This is a genomic window from Rhodospirillaceae bacterium, assembly GCA_002746255.1.
Classification (GTDB): Bacteria; Pseudomonadota; Alphaproteobacteria.
On sequence record NVWO01000010.1, the window covers coordinates 17,441 to 30,839 of the forward strand.

At 54.4% G+C, this 13,399-nt stretch carries 11 protein-coding genes and 1 pseudogene; 8 read left to right on the top strand and 4 right to left on the bottom strand.

Features of this window, described 5'->3' with window-relative positions; all coding sequences use genetic code 11:
- The first annotated feature begins 37 nt into the window (after positions 1 to 37).
- The 6 genes and pseudogenes from fadE (at position 38) to COA65_07015 (ending at position 6,758) form a co-directional block, all read left to right on the top strand.
- Positions 38 to 2,455, top strand: coding sequence for an acyl-CoA dehydrogenase (fadE, locus tag COA65_06990; protein ID PCJ58912.1), 2,418 nt, complete (start codon positions 38 to 40; stop codon positions 2,453 to 2,455).
- A 303-nt stretch (positions 2,456 to 2,758) separates the two neighbouring features.
- Entirely contained in the window at positions 2,759 to 2,968 is a 210-nt protein-coding gene (locus COA65_06995) for a cold-shock protein (GenBank protein PCJ58949.1), read from the top strand.
- A 404-nt stretch (positions 2,969 to 3,372) separates the two neighbouring features.
- Positions 3,373 to 4,530 carry a methyltransferase gene (locus COA65_07000; protein ID PCJ58950.1) on the top strand — a complete coding sequence of 386 codons (1,158 nt, stop codon included), beginning with the start codon at positions 3,373 to 3,375 and terminating at the stop codon, positions 4,528 to 4,530.
- 390 nt (positions 4,531 to 4,920) lie between these two features.
- Positions 4,921 to 5,022: pseudogene (locus COA65_07005) on the top strand (cytochrome C peroxidase).
- 60 nt (positions 5,023 to 5,082) lie between these two features.
- Positions 5,083 to 5,628 (top strand): hypothetical protein, encoded by a 546-nt coding sequence (locus COA65_07010; GenBank protein PCJ58951.1) that lies wholly within the window; start codon positions 5,083 to 5,085, stop codon positions 5,626 to 5,628.
- A gap of 119 nt (positions 5,629 to 5,747) precedes the next feature.
- Entirely contained in the window at positions 5,748 to 6,758 is a 1,011-nt protein-coding gene (locus COA65_07015; GenBank protein PCJ58952.1) for a hypothetical protein, read from the top strand.
- Positions 6,759 to 6,779: 21 nt separating this feature from the next.
- Here COA65_07015 and COA65_07020 read toward each other — a convergent pair whose 3' ends face one another.
- Together COA65_07020 and COA65_07025 are read right to left on the bottom strand one after the other, a co-directional pair.
- Positions 6,780 to 8,360: a GMC family oxidoreductase gene (locus COA65_07020; GenBank protein ID PCJ58913.1), complete on the bottom strand. Its 1,581-nt coding sequence runs from the start codon at positions 8,358 to 8,360 to the stop codon at positions 6,780 to 6,782.
- Positions 8,360 to 8,929, bottom strand: coding sequence for a hypothetical protein (locus tag COA65_07025; protein ID PCJ58914.1), 570 nt, complete (start codon positions 8,927 to 8,929; stop codon positions 8,360 to 8,362). Before COA65_07025 ends, COA65_07020 begins: the two co-directional genes overlap by 1 nt.
- 172 nt (positions 8,930 to 9,101) lie before the next feature.
- On the opposite strand from COA65_07025, the gene COA65_07030 reads away from it, so the two are divergent.
- Positions 9,102 to 10,376: a hypothetical protein gene (locus COA65_07030; protein ID PCJ58915.1), complete on the top strand. Its 1,275-nt coding sequence runs from the start codon at positions 9,102 to 9,104 to the stop codon at positions 10,374 to 10,376.
- A gap of 465 nt (positions 10,377 to 10,841) precedes the next feature.
- Here COA65_07030 and COA65_07035 read toward each other — a convergent pair whose 3' ends face one another.
- Positions 10,842 to 11,861: a hypothetical protein gene (locus tag COA65_07035; GenBank protein ID PCJ58916.1), complete on the bottom strand. Its 1,020-nt coding sequence runs from the start codon at positions 11,859 to 11,861 to the stop codon at positions 10,842 to 10,844.
- Positions 11,862 to 12,190: 329 nt separating this feature from the next.
- Between COA65_07035 and COA65_07040 the strand changes: the two genes are divergently transcribed.
- Positions 12,191 to 12,889, top strand: coding sequence for a hypothetical protein (locus COA65_07040; GenBank protein ID PCJ58953.1), 699 nt, complete (start codon positions 12,191 to 12,193; stop codon positions 12,887 to 12,889).
- 96 nt (positions 12,890 to 12,985) lie between these two features.
- On the opposite strand, the gene COA65_07045 is transcribed toward COA65_07040, so the two are convergent.
- Entirely contained in the window at positions 12,986 to 13,369 is a 384-nt protein-coding gene (locus COA65_07045; GenBank protein PCJ58917.1) for a cytochrome c family protein, read from the bottom strand.
- Positions 13,370 to 13,399 lie beyond the last annotated feature (30 nt).

Here is a 13,399-nt window from a genome sequence, read left to right on the forward strand (position 1 = left end):
GGCAGTTTGCACGTACAGAGAAGCAAAGGATGTTGTCATGGGAACGTTGCTTGTTGTGGTCGGGGTGTTTCTTCTTTTCGGCCTTCTCTATGCTGGAAGAGGTTATTGGGCGTGGCTTGCCCTGACGGCGACCCTGCTTCTTGCCTGGTTTGTCGGCGGGGTGCAATCGTCGGACGCCTTTGCCGTGACGGTTGGTGCGATTGTTATCTTTGCGCTTCTTTTCGGCGTTCCTGGAATCCGCCAGATGTTTGTTTCGTCTCTTCTGATGCGGTTGATCACCAAGGTGTTGCCAAGCATTGGCGACACGGAACGGGTTGCCCTTGAGGCCGGAACCGTCTGGTGGGATGGCCAGATTTTTTCTGGAAATCCCGATTGGCAGAAATTAATCGATTTTGAAGTGCGGCCCCTGACAGAGAAGGAACAGGCGTTTCTGGACGGCCCTGTTGAAGAATTATGCGCCAAAATCGACGATTGGAAAATTACTCAGGCGCGGGAACTTTCCCAGGATGTCTGGGATTTTTTGAAGCTGCATCGTTTTCTTGGCATGATTATTCCCGAAAAATATGGCGGGCTTGGCTTTTCAGCCATCGGGCATTCCGCCGTGATCGTCAAAATCTCCAGCCGAAGTGTCGCCGCCGGCGTGACCGTGATGGTTCCAAACTCCCTCGGTCCGGGGGAGCTTCTGCTCCATCATGGGACCGACGCGCAGAAGGATTATTACCTTCCCCGCCTCGCACGCGGCGAGGAAATCCCGTGTTTTGCCCTGACTGAGCCGACGGCTGGCAGCGACGCCGCTTCGACGACCAGCACCGGCATCATTTGTCGTGGCACCTACGAAGGGGAAGACGTGCTGGGCATGCGGTTGAACTGGGAGAAGCGCTACATCACGCTGGCGCCGGTTGCCACGGTGATCGGCCTTGCCTTTCGGCTTTACGACCCGGACGGGCTTCTCGGCGACCGGGAAGACCTGGGGATTACCTGTGCCTTGCTTCCAAGGGATCTGCCTGGCCTTGAAATCGGTAAGCGTCACGATCCCATGGGCGTGCCGTTCCCCAACGGGCCTATTTTCGGAAAAGACGTTTTTGTGCCTTTAAGCTTCATCATTGGCGGTCCGGATAAGGCCGGACAGGGCTGGCGGATGCTGATGGAAGCGCTGGCAGCTGGTCGCTCGATCTCGCTGCCATCGCTGTCGATTGCCGCGGCCCAGATGGCGACCCGCATCGTTGGCGCCTATGGCACGGTCCGCGAACAATTCAATCTGCCGATCGGACGTTTCGAAGGCGTGGAGGAAGCCATTGCCCGGATCGGCGGCCATACCTATCTGATGGATGCGGCGCGCAAGCTGACTTGCGGGGCCGTGGATGCTGGCGAAGAACCGGCGGTGCTTACCGGGATCGTTAAGGCCTATTTGACCGAGCTTATGCGCGGCGTTCTAAACGATGCCATGGACATTCGTGCCGGTGCCGAAATCTGTCGTGGGCCGAAAAACATCCTTGGCCACACCTATACGGCGGTTCCGATTGCGATCACGGTGGAGGGGGCAAATATCTTGACCCGGTCCCTGATCATCTACGGACAGGGTGCGGTTCGGGCACACCCGTTTGTTCGTGAAGAAATGGAGGCCGTAGAGCGGAAAGACCTGGGCCGGTTCGATCGGGCTTTCTTCGCCCACATTAATTTCTTTTTCCAGAATTTTGTCCGAGCCTTCTTTCTTGCCCTAACCGGCGGCCGTTTTGTGGCGGCACCGGTCGGCGGTCCTTCGGCGGAATATTATCGGACGCTGTCGCGATGGAGTGCCGCCTTCGCCCTGGTTTCCGATTCGGCGCTGGCAATCTTTGGCGGTGAGTTGAAACGGCGTGAAAAAATCTGTGGCCGCCTTGCCGATGCTCTGGCCTGGCAATATCTGGCTGCGGCGCTTCTCAAGCGTTTCTTTGATGAGGGCCAGATGCCGCGCGACGAGGCCGTGATGCGTTATGCGGCAACTCAGGCCCTGGTAAAGATCGAGGAAGCCCTTGGCGGTGTTCTCGACAACCTTCCCAACCGTCCGGCAGGGTGGTTGCTCAGGCGCGCGATCTTTCCTTTTGGCGTTTCCATGCGACCGCCATCCGACGCGCTTGGCGCCAAGGTGGCAACGGCAATTTTGGGGGATGGCGAATTACGCCGGCACCTGACTTCCGACATTTATATCCCCGATGCCCGGGAGGACGGGTTGGGTGTTCTTGAATTCGCGCTTGCCAAAGTCGTCGCGGCGCAACCGGCCAGGGCCAGGCTTCGTGAGGCCGTGCGCGATGGCAGGCTTGCGGGCGGTGGCGGCGATGAACTTGGTGCTGCCGTTGCGGCGGGAATTCTTACCGATGCCGAATACCAAAGCATCGAAGACGCAGACGCGGCACGCAACGCGGCAATCCAGGTCGATTTTTTTGAGCCGGAGGTTTACGGCGCCCTAAAGGGCTAAGAAAAAGAAGCGTAAGGTGTTGCTTCTAAAAAAAGCGTTCCACGCCGTTGAATTTGCTTGGTTCAGGCATGCGTTTTTCGCAAGAGACCATCTTTATACATATGATTTATATAGGTTTTTTATAAATTCTTTGAAATTCTATAAGTCTGGGCTTATACCACTTCGTTCGTCTTCGAAGACCCGGACGTATCTCGCTTTGTCGTGCCGACCTAGCTGCTATACCCCAGGAATTTTTTTGAACGAGGACGCGTCTACGTGCATGGTGTGCGGGGCGGATACGACAATGAAAGAAGGAATATATCAATGAGTACAGGAACCGTTAAATGGTTCAATCCCGTCAAGGGATATGGGTTCATCACGCCTGAGGATGGTTCGAAGGATGTTTTCGTCCATGTTTCGGCGGTAGAGCGCGCAGGACTGCAAGGCCTCAACGAGGGCCAGCAAGTCGAGTACGATCTCGAGAGCGGGCAGAATGGTAAGACCAATGCCGGTAATCTGAGGCTCGTCGGCTGACGCAGCAGAAGAAAAGCTGAAATGAAAAGGCCCGCCATGTGCGGGCCTTTTTATTGGCGGATGGATTCTTTCGCATTCCTGGGCAGGGGGCTGAAGCGTTCGATCCATTTTTCCGAGCCGCTCGGAAATCCGAAAGACATTCCAAGAGGTTGTTGAACATCCGCCTTTGACGGCATTTTCCTGATAAAACTAAAGAAAATGGCTGCGTATTTTTCGGATGGTGGCGGCAAGGTATGAGGTTTTGATGACATCCCGATTTCGATTTACGATCTTTGCTGCGATTTTTGCCATTCTATGGTGGCTGGCTGCGAATTTTCTATAAGAGCATTTTCCGCCTTTGCTGAACGATGGTGTTTGATGATCAGGCACGACACCATCTCCTTGAGATTTTGGAGACCAATGCGATGACGACAACCGCCCTTGATAAGGATCAGGAAGTTTTGCGCCGTTATGGGGATGCTTCGAAGGTTCGCGAAGAAGCTCTCTGCTGTCCCATTGCTTACAATCCCGCCTATCTCAAGGTCATTCCGGAAGAAATTCTGGAGAGGGATTATGGTTGCGGGGACCCGACGCCTTTCGTCCGCGAGGGAGAAACCGTGCTCGATTTGGGAAGCGGTGGCGGCAAGGCCTGCTACATTCTTTCCCAGATTGTAGGCGCCAAGGGCCACGTGATTGGCGTTGATTTCAATCTCGACATGCTGGCGCTGGCGGAAAAGCACCGGTTGGAAGTTTCCAGGCGCATCGGCTGGGACAACGTCACTTTTTATCGCGGCCGGATTCAGGACTTGCGGACGAACATTGCCGAGCTTGAAAAAAAGATCGCGGGCAAGCCAATTGCAAATTACGAGGATTTCAGCGCGCTGGAACGTTTCCGTTGCGAGGAAATGAAGCCGCTTATTCCAGACAATTCCATTGATGTCATCGTCTCAAATTGTGTGCTGAATTTGGTTCATCCGGATGAAAAAAAGCAACTCTTTCGGGAAATGTACCGGGTGCTGAAGGTGGGCGGGCGTGTTGCAATTTCCGACATCGTATCGGACGAGGACGTTCCGGCCCGGCTTTGTGAGGATGCGGAGCTTTGGTCCGGCTGCATTTCCGGCGCTTTTCAAGAGGCAGCCTTCCTGCGTGCGTTTGAAGATGCGGGCTTCCATGGAATTTCCCTTGTGAAGCGCGATCCGGAGCCTTGGCAGACGGTGGAAGGGATCGAATTTCGTTCCGTTACCGTGACGGCCCATAAAGGGAAAGACGGCGCGTGCTGGGAGCGCAATCAGGCGGTCATTTACAAAGGCCCCTGGAAGGAAGTGCGCGACGATGACGGCCATGTGTTGCAACGTGGGGTGCCGGCGGCCGTTTGCGACAAGACCTATCGGATTTTCACCTCACAGCCTTACGCAGAAGATGTTTATCCGGTGCCACCCCGGATGGCGGTTGCCCTTGAAGATGCCAAGCCTTTCGATTGTTCGCGCACGCTTGTGCGCCATCCAAAAGAGACAAAAGGGGTGGATTACGACGCCACCACGGAAGAGGCGGGTGTCTGCGGGCCGGAAGAGGGTTGCTGCTAAAGGCGCTTCCTGGGGGGCGTTTCAGGACACTGCCCAAACTTTCACAAAGTTGTGATCGCCGGTCGTTTGAACGGGAAAGTTCCTATCGATAGGATCAGGTGCGGATGGGTTTTCATTCGCTATAAAAGCCGCTTTGTTTACGGATCAATGAGGGTCTTCCAAGCTGGAACGCAGCCAAGGGAGGAAGGGAAGTTGAAAGTTCGTTTTTCAACGTTTAACAAGCAGGAGAATTCGATGCGTATCAGTTACTCAAAATCCCTCAAATCCGTTTTGCTGTCCGGGGCCGTATTCCCCTTGATGGCTGGGGCGGGCGTTCTCGCAGTGAGTGTGGTGTTGGCCGAGGCCCCCGCGCAAGCGGAGCAGGTGGCAGGTTATTACGACAAGAAGAAGAACCCATGCGCGGCAAAGAACCCATGCGCGGCAAAGAACCCGTGTGCCGCCAACCCGTGTGCGGCCAACCCGTGTGCGGCCAACCCGTGTGCCGCTGCGGAAGGCCCGGAACTTTCAGATGCGGAGGCTTCTGCTTTTTATAAAAAGCAGAAGCACGCGATGATGACGGCCTACAAAAAATCCGGCCTTTCTTATGCCGCAACCTATCAGACGTGGAAACACTACAACACGGCCCCATATATTTCCGACACTCATGGCGGCCGCTATGTGAACAATTACGCCAACGCCAAGGCAAGCGCTTACGGTAAATACGAAAAAGCCGGGCGTTTCCCAGAGGGCTCCCTACTTGTGAAGGACAGCTTCACAAATGTTACGGCGAAGGGCGGCAACCCGTGCAATCCATGTGCGGCCAAAAACCCATGCGCGGCCAAAAACCCATGCGCAGCAAAGAACCCATGTGCGGCAAAGAACCCATGTGCGGCTTCTTCCTCATCGCCTATCGGCCCGCTTTTCGTTATGGAGAAAATGGCTTCCGGCTTTAACTCTGCCAGTGGGGATTGGCGCTATACGATGGTTTTGCCGAACGGACATATTCTGGGCACGACGAATGGCAAAGGCTCCGACAAGGTTGAATTTTGCATCGCTTGTCATGCGTCTGCGGAAGATGTCGATCACCTGATGTTTCTTCCGGAAGAATACCGGAAGTAATAAGCAGAATCCGATTGTTCAGAAATGTTTTGGCTCGGCCGTTGCGGTTTTGTGTCTCGATGCACGGCGTCGCGATGCATTGCCTGGTGGGGCCGGCAAACGATGGCTGGGGACAAGTGATGCGTAAGGATTTGGCAAAAGTTTTCTTGTTTAAGGCGGGCCTTTTTGTATTTTTCATAGCCTTCACCCCCCTTCTTTTTGGGAGTGGAGCCGAAGCCAGCGACGTCAGGCGCTGGCGCGGGGAGTGGCACAAGACGGATTTTTCAAAGACGTCGATCGACTTCGATGAAATTATGTCTGGTGGGCCATCGAAGGATGGCATTCCTGCAATAGACAATCCAAAGTTTGAATTGGCCGCTTCGATTGCAACGCTTGGCAATGACGAACCGGTTGTAAGCATCGTCGTGAACGGCGAAGCGCGTGCGTACCCTTTGCAGATTCTTATGTGGCACGAGATCGTGAACGACCAAATTGGCGAGGTGCCGGTTACCGTTACGTTTTGCCCGCTGTGCAATTCGGCGATCGTTTTTGATCGTCGGTTAAAGGGTGCCATCCTTGATTTTGGAACTACGGGAAAGCTTCGCAATTCGGATCTTGTTATGTATGACCGCCAGACGGAAAGCTGGTGGCAGCAATTTACCGGCGAGGGAATTGTCGGGACGCATACGGGCGAAAGTTTAAAAATGCTTCCTTCGCGAGTCGAATCTTTCGCGAGATTTCGGAAACGGTCTCCAAAGGGAAAAGTGCTCGTTCCAAATTCCACGAGCATGCGGGCCTATGGCTACACGCCTTATGCCGGCTATGACAGCAGCCAGTTGCCGTTTCTTTACCGGGGAAAACTTCCCTCAAATATTGCACCCCTGGAAAGGGTCGTCTCGGTGGGAGGTGAGGCCTGGGGCTTAAACTTCCTTCGCGATCGCGGAAAAATCGTGGCCAAGGATCTGGTGCTTACCTGGGAATCGGGGCAGAACTCGGCGCTTGATGTGGAGCGTATCAGTGAGGGGCGCGATATTGGCAATGTGATTGTTCAACGGAAGACGGCGGATGGCCTGGAAGATGTCGTTCACGACATAAGCTTTGCCTTCGCCTTTCACGCCTTCTATCCCAACAGCGCTATTCACGTTGAATAGAACGGATAACCTTTTAACAGGTTAGGAAAGATCAACGGGTTGGCCGGTTAGCGATTCGGCGAGCCGTGCCGCGTTTCGCGCGACCAGGGCATAAATCGATATCTGTGGATTGACGCCGAGGCTTGTCGGAAACACGGACCCGTCGAAGACGGACAGCCCTTCGACCTGGTGATGGCGACCGAATGAGTCGACCACCCCAAGGCGGGCATCCTTAGACATCGCACAGCCGCCCATTATATGAGCGGAAAAGATGAGCGCGCGCGGCGGTCGCATCGAGAGGCTCTCGCGAATTGCCTGTCGCGCTTCTCGCCAGCTTTGATAAGGCCTCGCTTCCCGATGCACCGGGAAAACGGATTTTGCGCCAGCTGCAAAACTAAGCTCTGCCATGGAAAGATACGCGTGTTGAAACCCTTCCCAGTGAAACGCGGTCGTCTGGTAATCAAGCACGGGACTGCCGTCGTTTTGAAGCACGACGCGACCGCCGGTGAAATCTGGACTAAAGCCATCTCGTACAAGGGCGATGACGGCATGAGTGTAAGGAAGCCGGGCCATGCTTTGTGCATGCGTGTTGCCAAATAACGGAATGGAAATTGCCGCCTGCACGGGGAAAAGGGGCGGTACTTCAAGTTTATAGCCGGCCTTGCCGGTAACGCCGTCACGCCAAAGAAACGCATCCGAATAGACGGATTGGGGTGCGCCTTCAAAGGGTTTTACTTCCTCCGGTAATTCGCCGGCCAAGGCCACGACAGGATGAAGAAAGGTGCGCTTTCCAAGGCGTTGATGTGGGTCTGGCAGCCTGGACCGCAAAAGCAATCCGGGGCCATTGATGCCGCCGCCGGCCACGATAATATGGGTTGCGTGAACGCGGATCTTTCGGCCGGTCGGGCGAAGGCTTTCCGAATCGATGGCAAGGCACTGCACATTTGCGGCGCGCCCGCGATCGGTTTCGATGGTATGTGCCCGGGCATGGCTGATCAGGATGGCACCACGATCAAGCGCTGCCGGGATTGTTGTAACCAGCATGGACTGTTTGGCGTTGGTCGGACATCCAAAACCGCAATAGCCGATGTTCCAACAGCCGCGTACGTTTCTTGGAACGATCCCGTGGGGCCAGCCAAGGCGCTCGCATCCTCTGGCAAGGACCGCGTTGTTTTCATTTGGAGGGTGCTCCCAAGGGGCGACGGAGAAACGGCGTTCGGTTCTTTCGAACCATGGGGTCATGTCTTCTGCGTTCGTTTCCTTTACATCAAACATTTCCGCCCAATGGGAAAGCGTCTCTGGTGGTGTGCGAAAGCTTGCCGTCCAGTTGACGACGGTGCCGCCGCCGACGGCGCGCCCCTGAAGAAGGGTGATCGCCTTGTCTTTTGTTTTGCGGCTGGCGGCGTCCCAATAAAGCGTGCGGTAGGCATCCCCCTCGCGGCCGGTAAAGTCCTTGGCTGTCCAATATCCGCCTTCTTCGATCAGGACGACCTGCAATCCGGCGCGGGCAAGAATTTCTGCCGCCACGCCGCCACCGGCCCCGCTGCCGATGATGGCAACATCGGCGGCATAGCTTTTGTCCTTTTCCAGCCTTGCGGCGTCGATATGGGTGCGTTCGGCCATCACACGATCTTTCGCACGTCGTCGGGGATGTCCGGGGGGCCGTCATATCCGATCCAGCTCCAGGCATGTGGGTTGTCGTACCAGGCGGCCATGCAGAGGTCATGGATGGCGGCATAGGCAAGTTGCAGAAGCGTCAGCGCGCTCATTGACCAGCGGTCGAGGAAAGCCTCTATTTCCTTTTCCGTGGCCGCCTCCCAGTCGTTCCAGATGCCTGTGAGGGCTATCCGTGCCGGGGGAAAAGCCAGAAGGTCAAAAAGTTGGCGTAGCTCGTCCTGCATCCCTGGCGGCATCGCCGCTATTAACCGGTCAATGTCGGCGAGAATTTCAGCAATCAGGCGATCCCGGTCGCCGGTTGGAAGCGCCTTGCCGATCAAGGCAGGTGCCAGCGCCGCAAAGATCCGTTGGTCCTGGGCGGTAAGAAAGCGAAAGCCTTTCGGCACTGGGGGGCGGGCCTTGTCGGTGGTGTAACGCCAGAGCCCGGCCAGAAAGAGCAGGCCGGTTCCGGCAAGGCCGAATTTTAAAAAACGGCGACGCCCTGGGTTTTTTGGCGGTATGTTGTTTGCAATCATGGCGGCTCTAAGCGTGCTGGGTGTTCCTGTCTTGTGCGGCCTTTCAGGCTTGGGGCCGGAAAGGTCTCGTCGATGGATTATGGCAAATGGCCCTGGACCCGCCTATTATTTTTCAGTGCCCTGTGTATAGTAAAAATAGGGGCAAAAATGAATTTACTTGGAGTCACAAAAGATGATGCGAGAAAGAAAAAGGGGGGGGATTTTAGGCGGGATTCTTCTGGCTGCCGGTCTGATTTTCACGGTTCCGGCTTATGGGGAAGAAGTTCCAGAGGGAACGGTTATCAGCGCCAAAAATCTGAAATCGCTTCTTGATAAAACCTTCGAGGGCGAAACCATTCAGAGCCTTATCCCTGAGAATTTTCAGTGGCAGATTCGGGAGAAGGGTCTGACGATGAAGCTTGCGCACACAAAACCCCACCCCAAGGATCCGAAATGGGTGGCGGCGGCGGAGCACAATCGCGAAGCGGTGACCCTGGATGACGCCAATCTTCTAGATGGCTGGGCGGCGGGCCCCCCCTTTCCGGAAATAGATTTGCAGGACCCCAAGGCTGGCCGAAAGGTCATGTGGAACATGTATCTTGGCAAACAGCGGGGCGACAATCAGGAATTTCCGGAGGTAATCATAGCGATGATCAACGGAAAAACGGGGCTTGAGCGCGTCCAGAAGCAATTCTTCAAGCGGTCCTTCGTAAGAGGTGCCCTGCGTCGGGACAATGGGGCCGGGGAAAACAAGCGGATTATCGAAAAGTCGCTCGTTGTTCAGACCTCGCCTCAGGATCTGAAGGGGAACGGGCTGGTCCTTATCCGCTATCTGAACGGGGATCCGGACTGGTTGCTGGCCTATGCCGTGGCAGCGCGCAAGGTGCGGCGTTTCTCCGGGGATTTCTGGATGGATAAGCTGGGCTCCACGGATTTTCTGGCCGACGATGTGCTGGTTTTAAGCGCACATCCGACCTGGTATTCCGACTACAAGGTGATTGCGAAAAAGAAAATCCTTGTTGTTGCAAATTCCACCAAGCCTTTTTGGAAAAAGAATGGCGACACGCCGCAGGAGCGATTCCCCGTTTTTGATTTGAAGACCGCGCCGTATTGGAACCCGGTCGATGAGTGGGAACCAAGAGAAGTCTACGTCATTGAGGGCATCACGCCGGAAAGGCATCCCTATAGCCGCAAGGTGGTCTATGTCGATGTCGAGCAATGGGCCCCGTATCTGGCTGAATATTTCACGCCAAAGGGGAAGCTTTGGAAAACGCAGATCCAGGGCCATCACGTCTTTCCAACCGAGGACGATCCGGAGGGCGTAGTTCTGTGGGCGACATGGGCGGTGCTTTCAGACTTCCTCGTCAATCATGCCAGCGTCCTGATAACCAGCAAGGACACCAAATTCAATACGGATTTGAAACCCTCGGACGTCAATCTGAAGGCTGTGAAAAAGGCAAGGTGGTAAGCGCCAGCGCGGCCATGTAAATGCGGGCGGGACCGAAAGGCCCCGCCCGTTTTTTTATGGGATGTGCTGTTGCCGTTGTTTTTCAGGCGCGAAGCTTAATTGGGCCGATGTTCCCCATTCCTCCTGAGTATCGAAGCGCAAACCATCTTGTTTTGCCCTCTTGTGGCGTTCATGCAGAAATCTATGTTTTTTGCTGCCGGCCTCGGCCGCTGGCCAACCACAGCCTTGGCGGAGCGCGTTGTAGGTTTTACTGCTCCCAGGGAATGAAAGGTTTCTTATCGGAGAAGCTGGCATTTTCTTTGATAAGCATATGTAGCTTGTGGACAATCTACCGTTAGGAGGGCCGTAACGGGGGCAATGGGCGCAGGGTTGCGGGTGAAGATCGCACAAAAAAAGGGAGGTGCAAAAGCACCCCCCCAAATTTTTATCCAGAAAGAAGTCTGGAAGCTGAACGCAGGGCTCAGCCTAGAAATAAAGTGTTTTCTTGTATTGATCCGGTACGGCGAAAAGATAGGCTGATTTCACGCCCTTCTCTCCGGTGATGTCYTGGGYGTTGCCYTTGCTATCGATTTTCGTAATTTTCCAATTKCCGGTTGCGGCGTTGAAGCCTTTTTTCATCTTTCGGAAAATGACGACATCGCCAGTCTTCCACCGGGCTGCGTATCCGGTGCGATCGGCATCGCCGTGGAAACTATCGATCACGAGAACCGTKCCGATCGGCATCCGATTAAAGTTGCCCCAAGCTTCGACCTTATCATTTGCGTAAAGGTTGATGTACTCGCTGTCCCTAAATTTCCCGGTCTGGAAGGGGACAACGTTGTAGCGTTTCCATTCGGAATATTCGGAAACGACCTTATTCTGCGATTTTTCCCATATTTCGAGCATGTTAGGGAGAAGGGCCACGTAAAGCGCATTTGCTTCCTTCATGTCGAGTTTGTTATGTGCTTCAAGGGCGGCTTTTTCTTCCGCCGACATCAAGTCTTCCCGGCCAACCACTTCGCCGCGTACGACCGGGGACTCAATGGCATGGACGACCAGCGTGTCGCCCTCCGTGGAAACGATAATTTCCCAGTACATGCCCGTTGCAAAAAGGGAGGTGACGGCAAGAACGAACAAGTCCTTGTCAAAAGCTTCGCCGGGCCGCGTGCGCTTGGCATGGTCTTCACCCAGAATGTAACGTCTGGCAAAACCTTCCTCGAGAAGTTCCGTGCCCTCGACGCGCAGTTCCTTAATAACTTCGCCATTCTTCATGGGCCAACTTTTTGGCGCATAGAACTTTCCGGGGTTGTCTACCGGATCCGGATAGAAGCGATATTGATTTTTTTCAATCTTGATAAATTTCTGAAGGGCGGGTTCTCCGTCAAAGGTCGATTTGGGGATGTTGTATTCATGGCCCCCGCGTAGAAAGGTCTCCGGCGCTTCCGGCGATTCCGCCTTGGCGGGATTGCTCATGGCAAGTGCGGCGGCTGTTGCGGCCCCGACCATAAGTGGAAGGATTGCCCCGGATGACAGAAGGGATTTCACGAAACTTGAGCGCATGGCTTCCTCACCGTCTGTGTAGCTGTGTATCTGTTTGTCTGTGTATCGAGTTTGGGGATTCGTTATTTTTATCGTTGGCGTTATGCTGCCCCATTGAATGGACTAACATATTTTCAACAGGATAAAAAAGCCAGTCAGTATCGCGCATTTTTATTGCCTATCTTCGCACCTTCCCCCAAGCATGCTTTCTTAACCCATTGATTAAAATGAATAAACATGGCTGATTTTATTTTTGCACGGAATTTTTGCGATTTGCCTGGGGTGACCAAAGCAAAATGACGGATTTGGCTGCGATTTCGCATCCCAAGCTTAAGGCGCAGTGGACAGCCGGCCGCGAGGTCCTGGAGTGCTACCGGCTTCTTGCCAAGACGGGGGACAACGTCGTTGGTGAGCTAATCCGCGGGCATAAAACCTTTTATCAGTGGGATCACTATCCCGAGGGAGACGCCTATGATGGGGAAACCCATTCCCAGTATTACTACCATGCACACCGGGAACATCGGGATGAGCATGGGCATTTTCACGTCTTCCTGCGGCCAAAGGGAATGCCCCCTGGCATACGACCGACGCCCTTGCCGGATTTCGAGCCCCCCGCAGATGACAACGTCGCGTTAAGCCATTTGATTGCTATTTCGATGGATGCCTTTGGCCATCCAAGCTGCCTGTTTACAGCAAACCGCTGGGTGACCGGCGAAACTTGGTATGCGGGGGAGGATGTGTGCCGGATGGTTGCGTGTTTTAAAATGGACCAGGCGCGTCCGTCCTTGCTGGTCAATCGTTGGATTACGGCGATGCTGAAGTTTTTTGAGCCTGAAATATGCGACCTGATTGCTCGCCGCGACCTGTCGGTAGAGGCGTGGAAGAAACAGCATCCAGATGGCAATGTTTTTGAGGATCGAGAGCTTGAGACGACTTCGGAAATAGAAATTTCCGTTGATGACAAGCTGCGGCAACTCGAAGCGATTTTGGATTGAAATTAGCCGGGTGCCAATAAAAAACGGTGCCGTCTCCTATGCCCCTATGGGAGAACGGCACCGTAAAGGTCATCTAACTGAAATTGTCCGAAAAGGCTACTTCGTGGCTTCTTTCAAATAGGCGATCAGATCCTTGCGCTTGGCTTCTTTCTTCAGGCCGGGGAAGGCCATCTTGGTACCCTTGATGTATTTTTTCGGCTTGGTAAGAAAGGCATCAAGCGTTTCCTCATTCCAGACAATGCCGGCGTCCTTCATTGCGGCTGAATATTTAAACCCTTCCACGGTCCCAGAGGTGCGGCCAAAGATGCCAGCCAGAGACGGGCCCACTTTATTTTTACCGGCGACCAACGTGTGACAGGCTTTGCACTTTTTGAAACCCTTTTTGCCTTTTTTTACGTCGCCTGCCATTGCAACGCCGCTAACCAGCGTAAACGCAAAGGCAAATACGACGCCGAGGCCTAGAATCTTCGATGATCTCATTTATTCTCTCCAGAGCGTTCCACGGGGCTG